Genomic DNA, 20,452 nt, shown 5'->3' on the forward strand with positions numbered 1-20,452 from the left:
GACATCCAGAAGGTCATCCTTGTCGGCGGACCGACGAGAATGCCGGTTGTGCTGAAATTTATTGAGGACCATATCGGGAGAAAAGCGGAACGCGGGATCGACCCGATGGAATGTGTCGCCATAGGAGCAGCAATTCAGGGAGCGATTCTCGCAGGCGAAATAACAGACATGGTTCTCCTGGACGTAACGCCCCTGACGCTCGGCATCGAAACCCTGGGCGGCGTACGGACCGAGCTGATTGAGAAAAATACCACCATTCCCACCAAAAAAAGCCAGATCTTTACCACCGCAGCAGATCTCCAGACCTCAGTCACGGTGCATGTACTCCAGGGCGAACGGCCCATGGCAGCCGACAATGTGAGCCTCGGGCAGTTCAATCTCGTCGGCATCCCACCTGCACCACGGGGCATCCCCCAGATAGAAGTCAGCTTTGATATCGACACATCAGGCATCCTCAATGTCTCCGCAAAGGACCTCGGGACAGGCAAGGAGCAGAAGATGACGATCACCGCCTCGACAAAACTGTCGGAGACCAATGTCAATAAGATGGTGAATGAGGCAGAACAGTTTGAAGAAGAGGACCGCAAGCGAAAGGAAGAGGTCGAGGTCAGCAACACGGCCGATTCCCTGATCTACACCGCGGAAAAGACCCTATCTGAACTGGCGGATAAACTGAACCCCGAACTGACTGATAAAGTGAACGCAGCGATAACGGCCCTGAAGGCAGCACTGGAAGAGAAGGATACCAATAAAATCAAATCAGAAACCGAACATCTCCAGACCGTTCTGAGTGAGGCGGGCACTGCCATATACCAGCAGTCCGCTCAGCAGCAGGCACAGGCATCAGGGCCGGAGAAGGGTTTTGAAGGCAGTGAACAGCAGGAGAGAAATGAACAGGGAAAGGGTGGTGAAGATGTCGTGGATGCTGATTTTAAGGTCCATGACAAAGAATAACCATTTTTTACAAGTGTATGGGAAAACAGGATTACTATGAAACGCTGGGCGTCAGACGGGATGCATCACAGGATGATATAAAAAAATCGTACCGGCAGCTTGCGCGGAAATATCACCCTGATCTCAATAAAGGCAGCAAAGAGGCAGAGGAACATTTCAAGGAGATCAATGAAGCCTACCGGGTACTGAGCGACCCGCAGAAAAAAGCCGAGTATGATCAGGTGGGGCACGCTGCGTTCACCCCTGAGGACTTCGCGGGCTATAAGACCCCCGGTTATGATGATCTCTTCCGGGACTTTGGTCTGGGTGATATCTTTGACGTCTTTTCCGGGAGAAGAGAGAGTGCGCGAAGCCGGGCAGGGGCCGATCTCAGGTATGACATCAGTATCTCCCTTACTGACGCATTCTATGGCATAAAGAACACCGTTGAAGTGCCTCATGATTACGAGTGCATGACCTGCCATGGCACAGGCGGACAACCCGGATTTATGCGGGACTGTCCCACATGCAGGGGGACAGGTGAACTGCGCCGGGTGCAGCAGAGTGGCGGGCAGCAGGTGATGACCATCGCCCCGTGCCCTGACTGCGGCGGCCGCGGAAAGATCATCGGAAAGCCCTGTGAGACCTGCCAGGGAAGAGGAATGATACGAAAAACGAGGAGAATTGAAGTATCCATTCCCCGTGGTGTGAGAGACGGCCAGTTTCTGCGCATTGCAGGCGAAGGTGAACCGGGCATGAAGCAGGGCCCGCCAGGTGACCTGTATGCCGTTGTCCATGTGACAGAGCACCCCTCATTTGAGCGGCATGGCGTAGATCTCCAGAGCAGGACAAACATCGGACTGAGAACAGCGCTTCTTGGCGGGGAGATGACGGTGCCGACCCTCACGGGAACAGCACTCCTGACGATTCCCCCCGGTACACAGAGTCATACGCTCTTCCGGCTCAGGGGACAGGGGATGCCGTATATGGGTTCTGACAGACGGGGAGACCTGCTGGTGAAAGTGGTGGTGACTATTCCCAAAAACCTGACCAAAGTCCAAAAAGAGATGGTAGATGGGGCCTTTTCCGGCCTCACCTGAATTTCTGTGACTTCCGGGGAATATTCCCCCTCTTTTCCATTAGGTTTGCAGGTATCAGACCGTCGGGTCTGCAACCCGTCCCATGAAGAGCAGCATACCGGTTTCGTCATCGGTGATCAAAAAGACGAACGGATGATCCGCCCGGAAGACCGGGACCGGGTCTTCCTCCATCATCCCCTTACCCGCCAAGACTACTCCTGTGGCGGTGGCGGCCTCTGTCCCCTCCTCGTTGACATCCACAAAGGCCTTGTGGATGACACCGCTGATGTAGAGTTCGCGGGTGCCGTCCATGCCGGAGAAGTCAGCGCCATCCCCAAACGCGGTCGGCATCCCCATCGCTTTCAGGGTGCCAGGCAGGGAATAGGTGGTCTCAAGGGTGAACTTCGGGAAGAATACCTCTACCTGTTTTGTTTCCATTGATGCCACCGCATCCGCAAACTCGGTGGTGCCAAGGGCAGCCTCCGCCGTGGTGATCTCACCATCTTTCGGAAGGAGCACCAGCATGGAGAGGGCCTTCCCACTCTCGTGTTCATACGGCATGCGGAGAATTTGCAGGTCTGCTGTCTCGGCGTAGGCATAGCGGGCATCTTCATCCGTTCTCTGCATCATATCCACGGTGACATACTCGCCCCCCTCGCTGCGGAACTCCGCCGGGCGGGTATTATTTTCATCAAACTGCAGCACCCACGTCCCCTTGAAGTAGACGGCGTTTGTGATCACAAGTTGTGTGAGGGAATCAATTGCCCCCGCAGGGATGAGGTCTTTAATCCGGTCTTCGGTCTGGTCTTCCACCCAGCGGTTGATTGTCTGCCGGGACGCTTCCGGTGCAGAGGTGAAGTCCATGTTCCTGACCTCCACTGCGTAGTAGTGCTCTGCGGTTTCAATATATGCCGGGAGGAACGGATTGGTTTTTTCTGCCCAGAGTGCATTTGCCGTCTGAAGAGTATATGCAGCGTCAGGGCTGTTCAGGCCTGCAATAAGGCCCGCGTAGCCATCCTGCCGAACGGTGTCATTTACCGGGAAATGAAAGACCGAGCGAATTTCATCTGCGGTTGTCCCCTTCGCCCCTTCGTAGGTAAGTGCAAGAGTGGTTGATATACTGTAGGGGGAGAAGAAGATGTTTTGATCCACATATTGGTAGTCACTACTGAGCGTGTGATACAGATCATACGCAAAGAGGGTGTTTGCTTCGACAACATCTGCGGTGCTTCCCGCGGCAACGGGGGTGACCACAGGGGTAGTAACAGGTGTGGCGACCGGAGTTTCAGCCGGGGTTTTGACCGGGCCATCGTCCGGTGCAGTGCACCCTGCAAAAAAGGTGCAGACAAGGATGATGCATACGACAGCCCCCATCAGGAATGCCTGTTTCTTCATGTTGAGCAATGGCCCCCCAATTTATATAAATCAGATGATAATTACGAATCCATCCATACCTATTACAAAAAAGAGGAATCGAGATTAGAGAGGGAGGCCCAGGAAGGTGAAGACTCCCATCATCTTCAGGCCCATATAGATCATCACCGCAATAAAGACATATTTCAGCTGTTTTGCAGGAAGTTTGTGGGCCACCCGCACTCCCACCTGTGCCATTGCAATGCTGGGGATGGCAAGGAGAGCCCACTGGAGCAGGTTGACATACCCAAGTGAATATGCCGGCAGTCCGGAAACGCCCCACCCATTGATGATATAGGCAATCGTGCCCCCAAGGGCGGTGAAGATCATGAGGGCCGTTGATGTCCCGACAGCGGTGTGCATCTTAAAGTGTAGGGCAAGCACCATCACCGGGATCAGGAGGACACCACCACCGATGCCGATGATACCGGAGAGAAGACCCAGAGGGATACCCCATATGAGGAACGTCACCACGTCATCAACCGGTTTGGCATCCACAGCAGGAGGTTTCGCCGTGAGCATCCGGATGGCACTGAGAAGGATCACAAGCCCAAAGAGGGTCGTCAGATATTCTCCCGGAATCAGAGTGGCAATATATCCGCCAACAAGTGCTCCTGCAAACCCGGCAATTCCCATGATCACTGCGGCATTCCAGGCAACAGCACCCTTTTTGTTGTGCCCGTATGCACCAGATATGGCGGTCGGCAGCACAACAGCCAGGTTTGTTCCGAACGCAATCAGGATGGCTGTCCCGGGGTCTAACCCCATTGAGGTCAGAACCCAGTACTGCACCGGGATCATGATGAAACAGCCGCCGACACCGAGCAATCCGCCTGCTAACCCGACCACAATACCAGTCAGAATCAGTGCGATGATATAGATAAGTTCCATTGTCATGTGAAAACCACAGATTGATTCAAATATTTTTGAACAAAATGAGTTGCCTGCGATTCATGATAAAGATTGTTTTTTACACAATTGTGATCCGCAGATAAAAATCACTTCAGGTCTCCGGAGAGGGGACAGGTTCCCGGACACTACCGGATTGTCACCCGGCGAGTTGGTTTCTTCTTATTGTAACAGGTCAGCCATCCACTCTTCAGGCACTGATTGGCTGAACCGTCACCATTTTTTCATTCGCTCTGTGAAGACATCCGACATTGTCCGACCCGACAACACACACATCCGGGAGATACCGGATGTTTGTCTCCCAACGTTTCCCATTAAAAATAAGACCAGATGAAAAGAAAATCCCGACAATAAAATAAGGGGTAAATCAGTGAACGACCGTAACGGGAATCGTATCCGGAGGAACCGGCATACAGCAGTCATCCTTCATCTGTCTTAACGGAACAACAAGCGGAATGTCACCGCCATTCAAATCCCGTATCTCCACCTCGACACCATACACCGATGCAATATTCTCCGGGGTTAACACCTCCCAGGGATTCCCAAAGGAGATGATCTGCCCCTTTTTCATCATAATAATCTCATGGGAGAACCGTGCCACCATATTCAGATCATGAACTGCCATCATCGCCGTAATTTTGCCATGGGATACCAGGTCCTCGACAATACGCATTACATCCATCTTGTGCCAGAGATCAAGGTTGGAAGTAGGCTCATCAAGGAGCATCAGTTTCGTCTCCTGAACAAGCGCCCTTCCGATGAGGGCCTTTTGCTGCTGTCCACCGGACAGTTCATTAAAGGATGAAAGGGCAATCTCCTCAAGTCCGAGAAGATCAATGACATCCCAGACCCTCTCTTCATCCTCCCCCGAACTGGTCCAGCTAAGATGTGGCCGTCTGCCCATTAAGATCACATCAAAAACAGTATGTGGGAATACCCTGACCGAAGACTGCGGTACATAGGACATCCGCTTTGCAAGCTCGCGCCTTGATAAATCCCCCGTGCATGTATCATCAATCTTAACCGACCCATTCTGGGGTTGCAGTATCCGGTTGACACATTTGAGAAATGTTGATTTGCCACAGCCATTTGGCCCGAGTACCGAAACCAACGACCCCTCCCTGATATCCATCGTAAGCCCGGAAAGAACCGGCACCGAATCATATGCGAATTCAAGTTCCTTAACAGAAAGTTTGATCTTCATTGCCAGAACTCCTTTCTCTTTCCTTTAAGAATCAGATACAGGAAGAACGGCACACCAAGCAGGGCAGTCATAATTCCGGTCGGGATTACAACCGGGCCGATGATGTTCATCGCAACCGCATCTGCGGCGATAAGAAGCAGGGCACCGAGAATGCCTGATGCCGGGATTAAAATCCGGTGATCCGCACCAATGATCATTCGTGCCATATGGGGTGCCACAAGTCCGATAAAACCGATCGTTCCGGTAAAACATACAATGGTTGCAACAAGAAATGAGGATATCATCATCGTAAACATCCTGACCCGGTCTGCATCAACTCCAAGACTTTTGGCGGAATCGTCTCCGATTGTCATCAGATTAAGGTCCCGTGCCTTTGACATCAGAAGCGGGGTGCATATCGCGAAAATCACAAAAAACAGCAGAAACTTGTTCCATGAGAATGCAGAGAGATCCCCCATACCCCATGTGGTCATAAGACGCAGCTGTTCATCATTTGCGAAATACGCCATGAGCTGCGAAAGCCCGGAAAAAAGATAATTAACAGCAATTCCGGCAAGAATCAGCGTCTCCGATGTGGCACCCTTCAGTGCGGCAAGCGCCACAATAAACAGCGAGCAGAGCATGGCAAACAGAAATGCATTGGCAATTAACAGATATGCCCCGCCTATAACGGCAACGCCAAAGACGGCAGCCAGAGCAACGCCAAAATGTGCCCCGGCAGAAATACCGAGGGTAAACGGGCTTGCAAGCGGGTTCTTCAGTACCGCCTGCATGACACATCCACAGATACCAAAACCGAATCCGGCAAATACTCCACCGATTATTCTTGGTAACCGGATATTCCAGACAATCTGTTCATACATCCCATCCATATTGAAAAATGACGGAATTACCTTTGCAAAGAGCGTCTCATAAACCTGAAAAAAAGATATATCAAGGGGCCCGATGGTGATGATAAATCCGATTCCAATAAATATCGCACCCACAATTCCGGCAAGGAAGGTGACCTTTCTTCCCTGGAGCCTTTTATGCTCCTTCTGGACCTCCTCAAGCTTTTTCTTGCGCTCCGTCCGGTGTTTTTTTGCATGTTCGGATACTGGTTCGTACTCCGAACTCATTACCGGGCATCCTCCTTCTCCCACCAGATCCTCGCAGCGTGATAGCTTCTCTGTGACAGGAATCTGCCGTTTTCATCCGAAGTCAGGGTATCTTCCATATATTCCCTGATGACATCCTGCATGTCATCCGTGTAATTGCCTCTCTCGATCCAGAAATCCGCCGCATCATCTGTTGAATCGTAGGTCTGGTTTTGGACCGTTTTTTCAACCGAAACATTTGCATAAATTCCCATCTGGTGAAGGACATTTGCAATAATGATGTAATCAGGCGCTGCAGTGTCAGACATATCAGTGCCAAGCCTCTTCATCAGTTCAGGATCAGGTATGTGGCGTGCAGGCCCGGCAAACCAGAGGATGTGAACACATTTCTTTGCTGCCGAGTCCAGTTTCTCAAGACCGGCTCTTAGATCATCAAACCCGAGCGAATTTGATGCAAATACAACATCATGCACCGGGATGTCAGTGCCAATTTCAGTATCCTCAAATGTTTTATTTACTACGGAATAATTTACCATTCCTGCATTCGTCATATTCTCTTCAAAAAAGGCAAGCATTCCCTTTGAAGGTTCAAGTGCGGTTACATGGGCGGCATTTTGTGCCAGAGAGACTGCATATCTGCCTGTGCCCGCTCCCATGTCAAGAACGGTATCGGTGGGCAAAAGCCCAAGTGACTGGACCGTTTTTTCAACTTCGGCTGATGTTCCTGACACCACTTTATTAAATGACGCCGCCCGTTTGTCCCAGTTAAATGAAGGATTGGTATGTTTTTTTCTGAATATCCTCCATATCCGGTTATAGTCAACAATATCCATCATATTTCCTGCTCCACCGGGAATTTGAGATATTCAGAGTATGCGGTATAAACCCCGTCTACGCCAAGGAAGGCCTCTTCAATCTCATTTCCTTCAGCTTCTATATTTATGTGGGCAAATTTGTCAGGGTAGAGTATCTTTGCGATATAGATGGTATTGATGAGGTTGATATCGGACGGACGACCACGGCAGTGCGGATAGAATACATTATAGACTCTTCCCTCTTTTACTGCCGTAATTGACTGTAATTCCGGTGCATCAAGAATGAACTGAACACCTGCATCTTCCGGATCAGAACATGAGATGAGTATAACATCCGGATTCCAGGCAATAATCTGTTCAACTGCAACGTTCACATTACCGTCTGCACAGTCCTTTGCAACATTAATTCCGCCCACAAGAGTCATCGGGTCATAAATATTGTAGGTTCTTGTAAAGTCCCTGCCCTCTTTTGCATCATAAAAGCCCTTCTTTGCTCCTCTTGGGGCAAAGTATACAGTAGGCTTCTCTTCTTCAGGAATGTTGTCTGTTACGGATGTGATCATCTCCATCTTTTCATCCATAAATTCCGCAAGTTCTTCTGCCTCTTTATCCTTTGAAAGAGCATTGCCGACAGATATCAGGTGCTCTTTCATTTTATCATAGTTAAAGTCCGTTCCGGCGACAAAGACAGGTACACCTACCTTCTCCACCATATCTTCTGCACGATTTTTCCAGAAATCTGCTTCAAAGATGATGTCAGGTTTTAGGGATACCATATATTCGTAATTGACCTCGTACCTTGTGCTTGTCTGGGGGACATTATTGAGTCCGCCTGCTGTGCAGCTGTCCCAGCACTCTTCACAATAAATTTCATCCCCGGTGGTCATCGGACACACACAGCGTGATCCAACACTACATTCATCTGATCCAACAAGCAGATCGCCATCCCCGTAAGCGATTAAAAGGCGTGTATTATCCGGGTTTGTGGTTATTATTCTCTCAATCGGACGGTAAAACGTCATTGTCCTCCCGTCCATATCCGTAACGGTATGGGGTTTTCCGTTCCAGACGGTGTAGACATATGCAGCATCGGATACCTCATCAAGTGTCAGCTCATTGTTTCCAAGCATATACCCGCATACTGCATCAGAGACCATTGATTCCGTAATCTCCCCGTCTGACCCGAGAGGCAGGGATTCTGCCGCAATTGCCGGGGCACATACGAAAGCAAACAGAGAGAAGAGTGTCAGTATTAATTTTCCGGTAATTTTCATCGGTTTCAGGCCTCCTTTCTGTTTACTGCAATTAGTGCCAGTCCTGTGGCGATGAAAGCAATAACCGCCGCAAAAATGCCAAACCCGGGGGTTGCCTTTGCATCCAGATCGGAATGTTCATTATCTTCTGCAACGGGATTTCCCCCGAGTGTTATCCATCTCTCTGTTCCTTCGCTGGTTTCAGGGGTAAGGTAGAGAAGATCGACCCATTCTGTTTTAAAACCGGTTTTACCATCTCCTGTTCCGGTTAACTGGTATGAAACGGATTCTTCATTTGAGAGGAAAAATGCAATCTGATTGTTTTTGCGATCAATCTGAACGTTTTTCGACGAAGAGACTGAATTGTCATTATCTGCAAAATTCCAGCCTTCGGGAACGGTCTCTACTATTCCAACTGAAAAGGGCTCTTCTGCATCAACACTGAATTTGATTGTTGCGGTATTATCCAAAACAGAAACGTCCCTTTCAACAAGGGATACTCCCATAACCGGCAGGAGTATCAATCCAATAATCAGGATTACTGCCGGAATAATTCTCTTTTTTAATATACTGTCCATGTTCATCACAATCCCCGTGTAAGTTTGATCATTAACTATGCATTTAACATTACTCACATACGTAATTTATAATTTTTCATATTAATTGTGATGAATTTTTAATTATTATTTACAAATTATGGCAAAAAATCATCATTATGGGTTAAAAATAGATACAATTTCAGAATCAGTATGACGAAATACTCTGCATCCACTCATTCAGGAAATATTCGCCATCATCTCACCTGCCCGGCAAACCTGAAATACCAGCACCGCCCCTATCACCCTTCATGCGTACCACCCATGCCCTTCTCCTCCGCATCTGGCATGACCCGGAGTTTGACATCAACAAAGCCGCGGTGGAATACATTGACCGCGGGGCCCCGAATGACCGGTCAACGGCGGAAGGAAAATACATCAAAGCCCTTGACAGATACTATTTTGAAGTGGTGACCACCGAAGGAACGAAACCCATCCCGTATCACCGCATCAGAATGATCACCTACGCGGGCATCCCCATCTGGGAACCGAAGGAGGAATAGCGGGAGGAATAGCGGGAGTAACAGAGGGAGGAACCAAAAACGTAAGCGGCCCCCGCGACAATGTCAGTAGCCGGTCGCGTCAGGGAATCAGGGAGCTTCTTTGAACTCTTCATTTCGGTCACACATCACGAAACTCCAGGAGCGGGGAAAGATGAGCACGCCCGGAGACACTATTCCCGGCATTCATGAATACATCAGCCGGAACGAAAGCCCATTTCACCCAAACATTCATTTGGGATTACGCAGATCACACCTGCTATTCGGGGGAGTATACATGGAAAGTCACAAACTATACGTTGGGAACATCAATCATTCAATGACTGAAGAAAATCTCAGAGAGGTATTTTCCGGGTTCGGCAAACTCACATCTGTTAAAATCATCCGTGACAGGGGATTCGGGTTTGTCGCTTATGCGACACTTGAAGAGGCCGAAGAGGCACGGAAAGCGATGGCCGGAAAGGAATTTGAAGGGCGGACCCTCCGCGTGGAAGACGCCCGTCCCATCTATCAGAACGAAAGAAAACCATAATCACAGAGTGGCGCAGGCGTCATCAGTCACACAGGACGTTACCCTGAGTGCTGAGGCAGTCTGCTTAACTTCGCAGGCATGATCTGCCTACCTTGGGGAGACAGCGTAGCGGATGGTGGGAAGAGAGATGCAGACACCAGAAGAGAGCATCTCAGCCTTCGGCCCGTCACCGCAGAACCGACCGCCCTTAATGAGAAAATAATCAGAGAGGCCTCCGGGACGATATCAGAGAACATGTGCGTTGCCATAATGATGAACGTGCCTGCCGGTGCAATCTCTTTCGGAGCGTGGCACAGAAGCACCACCGTACCAAAACATTCATTGGTGAATACGCAGATTAAACCTGCAATTCAGGGAGAAAAAACAGATGGTAAGCCACAAACTCTACGTTTCAAACATAAAGCATTCAATGACGGCACGGGATCTCAGAGATCTCTTTACCGGGTTCGGAGAAATCAAAGAGGTTCAAATCATCCGTGGCAGGGGATCGGGTTTTGTCACCTTTGCGACACTGGAACAAGCCGAACTGGCACAGAAATCCTTATCCGGAAGGGAATTCGAAGGAAAGACCCTTCATATTGAAAAAGCCCATCCAACCACCCAGACAAAGAAATAACCATAATCCGGGTGGCGTACGTGCCATTGGCATATACGTCATCAGCCATTCATGCAGTGGATTATCCTGAGTGCTGAACCTATGTATACACGGTATATATCACTCAGTCCACTGATACAACCTTACTACCGGGATGACACACACCGGAGGACAGAATAAAAAGAGAGGTGCGGGGGCATAGCACCAATCAGGATAATTCATCTGTTTTTGAAATAATTTCAGGCAGCTGTGTGTTACCCGGATACAGGAATATTCATCCATCGCTGCCATACAAAAATCTCTTTTTAAAAGCAACCGGCACCAGAAGGGAGCATGCCAGGGTGCCCAGATATATTTAAGTCATGAAGGGCATGATACCAGATCAGCATGAACAGACGTCACTACGTTGACCTCGTCGCCATCGCTCTGGATGCAATGGAGAGATTCGGGTTTTACCCGGAATTCCCCCGGTCTGTCCTTCGCGAAGTCAATGTCATCAAACCGCGATTCCGGGAGGAGAGGGAGAATGCCCGTGACCTCCGTTCTCTCCTCTGGTCGTCTATAGACAATTATGACTCCATGGACCTCGACCAGATTGAATACTGTGAAGAGGGGAAAGACGGCGAGGTGTATGTGAAAGTCGCCATCGCTGACGTCGATTCATACGTCCCCTACCATTCTCATGCCGACCGGTATGCCGCATATAACGGCACATCGGTCTATACCGGCATTGTTACTTTTCCCATGCTCCCCGACCGGCTCTCCAAAGGTATCACCTCCCTTCTGCCGGGACAGGACTGCCAGGCAGTCGTCATCGAATACACCGTTCTCCCGGACGGAAGCACCCGTCACGGGAGTCTCTACCGGGCCATTGTCGCAAACAAGGCCAAACTCATATACGAAGAGGTCGGGGAGTGGCTGGAAGGAACCCATGAAATCCCTTCATCGGTCAGTGATCTACCGGGACTCGAAGCGCAGCTCCGTCTGCAGCATGAGGCGGCACAGCGCCTGAGACGCTACCGCATGAAGCATGGTGCCCTCGACCTCCGAACCATCGAGGCAGAGCCGGTGGTTGAAGAAGGTCTGGTCAGGGATCTGGTGGTCCAGCGCCAGGATCTGGCACGGCAGGTGATTGAGGAGTTCATGGTCGCTGCCAACGGGACAACGGTTGCATTCCTGGAGGATGCCAGGTTACCCATGATCGAACGGGTTGTCGTCACACCGAAATACTGGAATGAAATCGTTGATACCGCAACGGAATACGGCTGGAAACTGCCAAAAAGGCCGGATGCAAAAGCCCTCTCCCGGTTCCTTGATAGTGAACGTGAAAGAAGCCCGGAGACTTTTCCTGACCTCTCCCTGACCATTGTGAAACTGATGGGGCCGGGAGAATACATCGCCCGCGACCCCCACAGAGAACCTGTTGGCCACTTTGCCCTTGCGGTCACTGACTATACGCACTCCACCGCACCCAACCGGCGCTATGCAGACCTCATCATCCAGCGGCTGATAAAATCGGCCATTGACAAGAGACACTGCCCGTATACATACGAAGACCTTGAAGAAGAGGCCGCCTGGCTCTCTGACCGGGAAAAAGGGTCCAAGAAAGTCGAGCGGTTCATGCGCAAAGCAGCAGCGGCAGTGCTCCTCCAGGACAGAGTGGGGGAGATATTCGAGGGGTTTGTCACCGGTGCCTCGGAGAAAGGCACCTACGTCAGGCTAATTTCCCCGCCTGCAGAGGGCAGAGTCATGCGGGGCGAAGAGTGCCTGAAAGTGGGCCAAAAAGTCATTGTGCGCCTGATTCACACCAACCCATATAAGGGATACGTCGACTTTGAATGTACAGGCCAAAGACCGGATATCAGACGATTTACATAATCCCCCTTTCCCCGCTGATACCTAGGGTATCATTCGTGCAGTCCCTTTTTCTCCCCGGACCTACTCAGCGTATCGATACAGAGCGCTGAACCAAACCCTCATTTAATTAGTTCACTACCGGAAGGTGCACACCGATCAAAAAAAAGAGCGGGTGACCCCCGGACAGGTCACATTGCACTCTTGTAGATGGCAATGATCTCGTCCAGGTCCGCCTCTCTCGGATTGGTCATGCCGCAGACATCCTTCATGGCATTCTCTGCAAGCACCGGAAAGTCCTCTTCCTTTGCCCCGATTTCAGCGAGGCCGGACGGAATGCCGATATCTGCCGCGAGAGCTTTAATAGCATCAATGGCCGCTCCGGCTGCTTCATCCGTGCTCATCTTTGACACATCCACCCCCATGGCCTGTGCAATGGGCACAAACCGTTCCGGTACAGCCTCTTTGTTGAATGCCTGCACATGCGGCAGAAGAATCGCATTGCAGACACCGTGCGGCAGGTTGTAGAACCCGCCAAGCTGGTGTGCCATCGCATGCACATACCCAAGGCTTGCATTATTAAAGGCGATGCCTGCGAGGTACTCGGCATACGCCATCATCTCACGGGCCTCAATGTTTGTACCGTCATTCACCGCCTTTGGCAGGTACTCAGCAATCAGTTCAATGGACTTCAGTGCCGCCGCATCAGTAACCGGCGTCGCAATCGTCGACACAAACGCCTCCACAGAGTGCGTCAGTGCATCCATGCCTGTTGCCGCAGTAAGAGCCGGAGGCATACTGACCATCAGTTCAGGATCATTGATGGCCACATCAGGGGTAAGTCTCCAGTCAATCAGTGCCATTTTTATGTGCCGGCCTGTGTCGGTGATGACGGCAAAACTGGTCATCTCACTTGCTGTTCCTGCAGTGGTGTTAACTGTGATCAGCGGCGGAAGGGGTTTCAGGTTATGCCCTGCACCTTCGTAGTCACTTATTTTCCCACCATTGGTTGCGATAATCCCAATGCCTTTCGCACAGTCCATCGGGCTGCCACCGCCAACGGCCACAACCATGTCACACGATTCACGTGCATACATCTCTGCACCGTTATGCACGCTTGTATCTGTGGGATTGGGTTCTGCCCCCGCATAGACAGCAGATGCGACATTGGAATCCTTCAGAAGTGCCGCAATCTCTTTTCCCAGTTTTTCACCGTGTTTTGAAACCCCGCATACAACGAGGGCCTTTGTCCCCCCAATCTCTCTCGCCTGGTTTCCAATCTCTTTCACGCACCCTGCCCCCATCAGGGCGACTTTTGGATTATAATAGGTATACACCATTTATTTTCCCCCATTGGCACATCTGCCGTGCCTGCACCATCCATACATCCCTGTAATATTTATCATTTCCGTCGATCAGAACGCCCGGTTTTACAAAAAGAACCATCTACGGAAAAAATGAGGATGTCCGGAACAAACACCCGGACTGGGGGCTGCATACTGCATGCGTGCAGAAATTTCTGCACAGTAAACCACCGAAAATGCACGGCATCCGGACAGACCCATAGTGACCTGAACACCCTTCCCGGTAATGCGATACAACGCGGACTTCGCTGAATTTTACACATATAGGTCCAATATCAGGGGAAAATGCAATGAGTGAGTAGTTACTCATTTAAACTTAGAGATGGAAATATTATTGAATCCACAGTAATGCACCAAGAATACGGAGGCGTTGTTTGAGCAGGCATTTATCAGAAAAAAAACGGAAGGCCCTGATGGAGGCAGCGGTTGATCTCTTTTCAACGCAGGGGTTTCATGCAACACCGACACAACAGATATCAGACCGTGCCGGCGTGTCAGCAGGCACCCTGTTCCGGTATTTCCGGACAAAAGAAGAGCTGATTGATTCACTTCACACCTCTATTCACAGAGCACTCGCTGATGCGGTGGATGAGGCAATCCGTCCGGAAACCCCTGTTGAAGATCAGATAAAAAATGTCAAACGACAGGTGCTTCACTGGATGTTTGAAAACCCGAAAAAAACCCTCTTCTTTGAACAGTTCGCCTCCTCCCCGAATATTACGAAAAAGGCACAAAAAGAAGGATTCATCCGGTTTTCTGCCCTTGACGAACTCTACCAGAAGGCAGTCTCCCGCGGGATACTGAAAGGAATTAACAGAGAGGTATTTCTGGCAAATTTCTGGTACCCGAACTTTATGCTCATCCACCTGCATACCTTCGGCAAACTGCAAAGTGACGTCGAAGAGACCATTGAACAGTCGGTTGCGTCAATGTGGTGCGGCATGGAACAGAGGCAGTGAAACCGACAGAACCAGTATATGGGACACATGCCACGTCATACGGTGAGTCCCCGCAGACATCTGCCCGCAACAGCCGGTTTTTCGAAAAGAAACCGCAGAATTCCCGGTATAACACCGGACAGTAACCTACCGGACACATACAAAAATACAGGAACAATACAACAATGGACAAAATACAGGGATACCGAAAAATGCTCCGCACAGGAGACTGGATCAAATTTTATCCGCTCTTTCCGCTTGCAGGAGCATGCCTCGCCGCAGGCATCTCATCCGACCTCATCATGGTCTTTGCACTATTCTTCTTCGTCACCGGATATGGATTTGTCATTAATAATCTGTATGACGCAGATATTGACAAAAACCATTCAGGGAAAGCAGAACAGGGAAAAAACCCGTTAGCTGACGGGGTGCTGTCAAAAGGGGAGAGCATCGGCATGTGTGCAGTATTCGCAGGAATACCGCTCCTCTTATCCCTCACCATATCAGGCACGGGATTCGTCTTCACCCTCCTCTGCCTGATTGCCCTGACCCTCTATTCGGCAACACCCGCCCGGCTCAAGGACCGGTTCGCAGCAGACATCATCTGCCACGGCCTCATGTTCGGGGGACTGCCGTTTCTTGCAGGGTATGCCCTTGCCGGAGGCGCAGTTCCCCAACTGATCTCTCTTCCTGCTGCATCGGCGCTGGTCTGCACCTTCATCTGCTGTGAGGCACTGATTGCACACGAGATCCTGGACTATCATGAAGATCTGGGCACCACATACACCACGGTTGTCGGCATAGGTCTCAGAAACGGAGTGCTCCTCATGGGCATCACTGCTCTGCTCTCCGTTGTAGCGCTTGAACTGATGGCATGGTGGTTTGCGGTAGATATTGCCATAAACGCCGTTGTATTGATTTTCCTTATCGCCTATCCGCTCTACAGCTGCCGGGAATGCCTGGTGCCAGCGGCCGGAAGAGGCTGCCGTCTGCTCATGAATAACCGCATCTCCCGTATCCGGTGAACCGCATGATATCAGTAATCATTCCCGCACTCAATGAAGAGGAGACCATCCGCAACTGTCTGGAATCACTTACAGCCCAGAGCATCCCGCGTGAGATGTATGAAATAATCGTTGTCGACGGGGGTTCTTCAGATAACACCCGTGAAATAGCTGCAACCCTCGCAAACCAGGTGATCTCTCAGAAACGGGCAGGCATTGGCGGTGCCCGCGGAGACGGGGCCGAGGCGGCAAACGGGAATATCCTTGTCTTCACGGACGCAGATACCCGTCAGCCACCTGACTGGCTGGAAACAATCCGGGAAAATCTCATGACCGGCGGATATGACGTCTGCACAGGGCCGGTCAGATTTTATAACCGGACCATCCGTTCGTGCATCATCCGTGGATGGCGGCAGAATTATCTGCTGCTGCACCAGTTTGGGTTTTACTGGCTGATCGGATCAAATTTTGCAGTAACAAAAGAGGTATATCTCAGGGCAGGCGGCCACCGGGACATATCAATCCTAGAGGATTATGATCTCTCCTTACGCCTTGCTGATGCCGGTGCCCGGTGCATCTATGATCGCCGCACCACAGTCTTCACCTCTGCACGCCGGATGAAGGGAATCATCGGGTATACAACAATTTATATGACCGGATTTTATCACTACCATATCACCGGAAGTGATGACCGTCTCCTGAAATACCCGCACCCGCGTACGATTGCTCTTCAGCGGTCTGCGATATCCGGTGACCTGAGAGAGGCCCGGCAGAAGATCAGCACTGCCTGGGGAAAATACATCATGGAAGAATTCAGGCCGGACTGAACCCGGAGGCCAGACAGGGGACCCGGATAATCCCGGAAACTCCTGAAAAAAGCACAATTTAAGCACTCTTTTTCCAGAATTCCGTAGCTCTGCTCTGTAATGCTCCCGTCCCGCCTCTTCTTCATCATCATGCTGACTGCGGGAACGCTCCTGCTACTATCCATATTCTTAAGTAGCCATCTCCCATAGTACGTAATCGAACAGTTCAACATAGAACGGTTCTTCAAAGCACCATCCGGAGAAAATGTGATCATACTATGAGAGGCATTCTGAAATTTTCCACCCATAACGGCCATACACGGACTCTGATAACCCTGTATGTCCTGCATTCCCTGCACTGCGAACCAAAAACGGGATATGACCTCCTCAGGGAGATTGATGATATGACCGGGGGGGAATGGGTGCCGAGCAAAGGGACACTCTACCCGATGCTCCGCCACCTCGCAGACGAAGGGCTCATCGCCCCGCAGGAGACCGGAGCACGCTCAAAGACCATATACGCCCTGACAGAGGAAGGGGAGACAACCCTTGCGGAAATAAAGAAGAGCAGGCACCAGTCACGAGAAAACTTCCAGCTCCTGAGAAACATCCATTCCGAGATCTTCGGGGAAGAATTTGCATCCCTCGCAGAAAAGATCTGGGAGATACGGGAGTCTGTCCGCGACCTGCCGGATGAAAAACAGGATGCGGCATCGGAGATCCTTGACACCTGCATCATTGCTCTCCGGAAGCTGGAGGAGGACAGATGACCGCGATTCATGTGGAGCAACTCACCAAACGGTTCGGGGACTTCACGGCTGTCGATGCGATATCCTTTGATATCAGAAAAGGAGAAATATTCGGTCTCTTAGGCCCGAACGGTGCCGGCAAGACCACGACCATCTCCATGCTCTCCACCCTCCTTGAACCGACGTCCGGCACGGCCTTGGTCAATGGTATTGACATTCAAAAAGATCAGGACGGCGTACGGAAATCCATCGGGATTGTCTTCCAGGACCAGAGCCTGGACGAGGAACTGACCGCATGGGAGAACATGGATTTTCACGGCAGGCTCTACCGCATCCCCAAAGCGGTCCGGGAAGAACGAATCCAGGATCTCCTGCATCTGGTTGAACTGGAAGACCGCAAAGAGAGCCTCGTGAAGACCTTCTCCGGCGGCATGCGTCGCCGCCTTGAAATAGCCCGGGGACTTCTGCATGAACCGGCGGTCCTCTTCCTGGATGAACCGACCCTGGGCCTTGACCCCCAGACCCGCAACCATCTCTGGACATACATCCAGACCCTGAACCGCACAAAGGGCATCACCATCATCCTCACCACCCACTACATGGACGAGGCCGACCGGCTCTGTGACCGCATCGCCATCATTGATCGCGGGACGATCATTGCAATGGACACCCCCGAAGAGCTGAAAAAACGGGTCGGCAGCGATGTGGTGACCGTCACATCTCCGGATTCAGAGAGAATTGCAACAGAGATCTCTGCCCCGTGGATCTCCGGTGCAGAGCAGCATGATGGGCAGGTAACCATTCGTTTGCACGACGCAGAGGAGCATATCGCAGAACTCATCCGTTCGTTCGGGGACCACGAATACGCGATCACCTCGGTCTCCATCCATCAGCCAACGCTGGAGGATGTCTTTTTGCACTACACCGGCAAGACCATCCGGGAGGAAGAGCCAGGGGCAGCAGACCGGATACGGATGCGGATGATGGGGGGGAGGCATTAAATGGATATCGTCTATACGCTCTGGCTGCGGAGTCTCAAGCGCTACGTCCGTTCAAAGAGCAGGATTGTCGGCAGCCTCGGCATGCCGGTATTCTTCCTCCTGGCCCTGGGATTCGGACTCAATTCTGTCGTGCAGATGCCGGGCGACACCGGAGAGAATTATATGCAGTTTCTGGTCCCCGGTATCATTGCGATGAGTGTGCTCTTCACCTCGGTTTTCTCCGGCATACAAATAATCTGGGACAAGCAGTTCGGGTTTCTGAAAGAGACGCTGGTGGCACCGGTCTCACGCCTTGAGATCATGCTCGGCCAGACACTCGGAGGTGCCACGACCGCAGTCATACAGGGGGCCTTCATTCTCATACTGTCACTGCTGATCGGCATCAGATTTACCAGTTTCACCGGGTTTCTCATCGCCTTTCTCTTCATGACGCTCATCGGCATCTGCTTTGCGGCGTTTGGCATTGCCATTGCATCAAAGATGGAGGATATGCACGGCTTCCAGCTCATCATGAACTTTGTGGTCTTTCCGATATTCGGCCTTTCAGGTGCACTCTTCCCCATCGAAAGCCTGCCGGAATGGCTGGTGCCCCTGACGCTCATCGACCCGCTCACCTATGGTGTGGAAGGCATCCGCTACGGCCTTCTGGGCACGTCAGCCATCCACCCCCTTGTCTGCCTTGCAGCCCTCGGTGGCTGCACGGCAGTGATGATCGTCGCGGGTGCGCTGCTCTTCCGGAAGGCATCGATCTGATCTGTGGTCAGATACGGCAGGAAAACAGTTAGTGCCATCCTGAAAAAACAGCAGTATACATTTAACTGATTATTTTAACCCTCCACCCCAAATATTTCTGAAATACGTAGAGAATGGTTTTTATTCTGATCAACGTGTCATCCGGCACCGGTAGATTTCAGGTTGAAAATCAGGAAACGTAACGTTTTGGTGATATAAAAAATGCAGAGATCATCCGCAATAAAGTATATTCAGGTGATAATCCTTACAATTACCGTGATTGCAATTCTCCTGACTGTTGTTCTTTCAACAGGAATTGGTGGCGGCATTTGGGGAGGAATCAGCACAGGTAACAGCACTGATTTGGGACATCAGAACGATTCGCCATATTCAGGGACCATCAGGATATTAACGACACCTGATATTCACAGCCATATATCTGCGATGAGTGACACCGACACAGGCACACGCATCGGAAGAATCGGTGCACTCGCAGACAGCCTTGGTGAAGAGAACGACACCACCCTGTATCTCTTTGCAGGCGATCTGGGCGAAGGCAGTTTCTATCACAGGTTTGCCGGAATCCCGGAGGTCACGTCCTGTTCAATGGCAGGGGTTGACGCAGCCGTGCCCGGAAACCATGCATTTGATTTTTCAACCGGACATTTTAAGGAATGGGCGACGAACGCATCGTATCCGATAATCTGCGCAAACCTTGATTTCACTGATCCCGCATTAAACGATACGGTGAAGGATTACACCATCCTTGACGCCGGAGGGGTAAAGGTGGGCATATTCGGGATTATTACCCCGCAGCTGGAACAGATTGTAACCCTTGATAATGACGTCATACTGTATGAAAACACGGCTGAAATCGGCAATGCGGCGGTGAAATCCCTGAAAGAAGAGGGGGCGGATATCATCATCGCACTCACCCACCAGGACAGGGAGGATGATGTTGAACTTGCAGAGTCGGTTCCATACGTCATCGGTTAAGGCCGGCGTAACACTGCCAAATCCTCCATATTTCGCATAGATATTATTCAAATGCCAAAATATCAGCTGAAAATTGTCCCTC

General features: G+C 50.9%; 21 protein-coding genes. 13 read left to right on the plus strand and 8 right to left on the minus strand.

Annotation, left to right across the window (positions count from 1 at the left end):
• On the plus strand, positions 1 to 954 hold a 954-nt coding region (locus tag MKMG_RS06255; protein WP_165076659.1), incomplete at its 5' end, for an Hsp70 family protein.
• Between the two features lie 17 nt (positions 955 to 971).
• Complete coding sequence (dnaJ, locus tag MKMG_RS06260; protein WP_165076661.1) at positions 972 to 2,033, plus strand: molecular chaperone DnaJ; 1,062 nt, start codon at positions 972 to 974, stop codon at positions 2,031 to 2,033.
• 54 nt (positions 2,034 to 2,087) lie between these two features.
• Here the strand turns inward: dnaJ and MKMG_RS06265 are convergent, their stop codons facing one another.
• The 7 genes from MKMG_RS06265 to MKMG_RS06295 form a co-directional block, all read right to left on the minus strand.
• Positions 2,088 to 3,407 carry a serpin family protein gene (locus tag MKMG_RS06265; protein WP_165076663.1) on the minus strand — a complete coding sequence of 440 codons (1,320 nt, stop codon included), beginning with the start codon at positions 3,405 to 3,407 and terminating at the stop codon, positions 2,088 to 2,090.
• An 84-nt stretch (positions 3,408 to 3,491) separates the two neighbouring features.
• Positions 3,492 to 4,322 carry a sulfite exporter TauE/SafE family protein gene (locus tag MKMG_RS06270; protein WP_165076664.1) on the minus strand — a complete coding sequence of 277 codons (831 nt, stop codon included), beginning with the start codon at positions 4,320 to 4,322 and terminating at the stop codon, positions 3,492 to 3,494.
• Positions 4,323 to 4,701: 379 nt separating this feature from the next.
• Positions 4,702 to 5,538: an ABC transporter ATP-binding protein gene (locus MKMG_RS06275; RefSeq protein WP_165076666.1), complete on the minus strand. Its 837-nt coding sequence runs from the start codon at positions 5,536 to 5,538 to the stop codon at positions 4,702 to 4,704.
• Entirely contained in the window at positions 5,535 to 6,656 is a 1,122-nt protein-coding gene (locus MKMG_RS06280) for an iron ABC transporter permease (RefSeq protein ID WP_165076668.1), read from the minus strand. Before MKMG_RS06280 ends, MKMG_RS06275 begins: the two co-directional genes overlap by 4 nt.
• Positions 6,656 to 7,471, minus strand: coding sequence for a class I SAM-dependent methyltransferase (locus MKMG_RS06285; protein WP_165076670.1), 816 nt, complete (start codon positions 7,469 to 7,471; stop codon positions 6,656 to 6,658). Before MKMG_RS06285 ends, MKMG_RS06280 begins: the two co-directional genes overlap by 1 nt.
• On the minus strand, positions 7,468 to 8,724 hold the full coding sequence (locus MKMG_RS06290) for an ABC transporter substrate-binding protein (RefSeq protein ID WP_216842879.1): 1,257 nt from the start codon (positions 8,722 to 8,724) through the stop codon (positions 7,468 to 7,470). The genes MKMG_RS06285 and MKMG_RS06290 overlap by 4 nt, the downstream gene beginning before the upstream one ends.
• A 5-nt stretch (positions 8,725 to 8,729) precedes the next feature.
• Positions 8,730 to 9,338 (minus strand): hypothetical protein, encoded by a 609-nt coding sequence (locus MKMG_RS06295; protein ID WP_165076672.1) that lies wholly within the window; start codon positions 9,336 to 9,338, stop codon positions 8,730 to 8,732.
• Between the two features lie 212 nt (positions 9,339 to 9,550).
• Between MKMG_RS06295 and MKMG_RS06300 the strand changes: the two genes are divergently transcribed.
• The 4 genes from MKMG_RS06300 (at position 9,551) to MKMG_RS06315 (ending at position 12,804) form a co-directional block, all read left to right on the plus strand.
• Positions 9,551 to 9,802, plus strand: coding sequence for a DUF504 domain-containing protein (locus tag MKMG_RS06300; RefSeq protein ID WP_165076673.1), 252 nt, complete (start codon positions 9,551 to 9,553; stop codon positions 9,800 to 9,802).
• Between the two features lie 274 nt (positions 9,803 to 10,076).
• On the plus strand, positions 10,077 to 10,331 hold the full coding sequence (locus tag MKMG_RS06305) for an RNA-binding protein (protein ID WP_165076675.1): 255 nt from the start codon (positions 10,077 to 10,079) through the stop codon (positions 10,329 to 10,331).
• Between the two features lie 367 nt (positions 10,332 to 10,698).
• Positions 10,699 to 10,947 (plus strand): RNA-binding protein, encoded by a 249-nt coding sequence (locus MKMG_RS06310; RefSeq protein ID WP_165076677.1) that lies wholly within the window; start codon positions 10,699 to 10,701, stop codon positions 10,945 to 10,947.
• A gap of 366 nt (positions 10,948 to 11,313) precedes the next feature.
• Positions 11,314 to 12,804, plus strand: coding sequence for an RNB domain-containing ribonuclease (locus tag MKMG_RS06315; RefSeq protein ID WP_165076679.1), 1,491 nt, complete (start codon positions 11,314 to 11,316; stop codon positions 12,802 to 12,804).
• 167 nt (positions 12,805 to 12,971) lie between these two features.
• Here the strand turns inward: MKMG_RS06315 and MKMG_RS06320 are convergent, their stop codons facing one another.
• Positions 12,972 to 14,120 carry an iron-containing alcohol dehydrogenase gene (locus MKMG_RS06320; RefSeq protein WP_165076681.1) on the minus strand — a complete coding sequence of 383 codons (1,149 nt, stop codon included), beginning with the start codon at positions 14,118 to 14,120 and terminating at the stop codon, positions 12,972 to 12,974.
• A gap of 398 nt (positions 14,121 to 14,518) precedes the next feature.
• Here MKMG_RS06320 and MKMG_RS06325 point away from each other — a divergent pair, with 398 nt between their 5' ends.
• The 7 genes from MKMG_RS06325 (at position 14,519) to MKMG_RS06355 (ending at position 20,370) form a co-directional block, all read left to right on the plus strand.
• Positions 14,519 to 15,103: a TetR/AcrR family transcriptional regulator gene (locus MKMG_RS06325; protein WP_165076682.1), complete on the plus strand. Its 585-nt coding sequence runs from the start codon at positions 14,519 to 14,521 to the stop codon at positions 15,101 to 15,103.
• A 164-nt stretch (positions 15,104 to 15,267) separates the two neighbouring features.
• On the plus strand, positions 15,268 to 16,107 hold the full coding sequence (locus MKMG_RS06330; RefSeq protein WP_165076684.1) for a UbiA prenyltransferase family protein: 840 nt from the start codon (positions 15,268 to 15,270) through the stop codon (positions 16,105 to 16,107).
• A 5-nt stretch (positions 16,108 to 16,112) separates the two neighbouring features.
• Positions 16,113 to 16,913 (plus strand): glycosyltransferase family 2 protein, encoded by an 801-nt coding sequence (locus MKMG_RS06335; protein WP_165076686.1) that lies wholly within the window; start codon positions 16,113 to 16,115, stop codon positions 16,911 to 16,913.
• Between the two features lie 257 nt (positions 16,914 to 17,170).
• A complete protein-coding gene (locus MKMG_RS06340; protein ID WP_165076688.1) occupies positions 17,171 to 17,662 on the plus strand; it encodes a PadR family transcriptional regulator in 492 nt (163 codons plus the stop codon).
• On the plus strand, positions 17,659 to 18,642 hold the full coding sequence (locus tag MKMG_RS06345; protein ID WP_165076690.1) for an ATP-binding cassette domain-containing protein: 984 nt from the start codon (positions 17,659 to 17,661) through the stop codon (positions 18,640 to 18,642). Before MKMG_RS06340 ends, MKMG_RS06345 begins: the two co-directional genes overlap by 4 nt.
• The gene (locus MKMG_RS06350) at positions 18,643 to 19,395 is read left to right on the plus strand and encodes an ABC transporter permease (RefSeq protein WP_165076692.1); all 753 of its coding nucleotides are present in this window, start codon (positions 18,643 to 18,645) and stop codon (positions 19,393 to 19,395) included.
• A 201-nt stretch (positions 19,396 to 19,596) separates the two neighbouring features.
• Positions 19,597 to 20,370, plus strand: a complete 774-nt coding sequence (locus MKMG_RS06355) for a metallophosphoesterase (RefSeq protein WP_165076693.1) — start codon at positions 19,597 to 19,599, stop codon at positions 20,368 to 20,370.
• Positions 20,371 to 20,452: the final 82 nt, after the last annotated feature.

This window comes from Methanogenium sp. MK-MG (assembly GCF_009914725.1).
GTDB lineage: Archaea > Halobacteriota > Methanomicrobia > Methanomicrobiales > Methanomicrobiaceae > Methanogenium.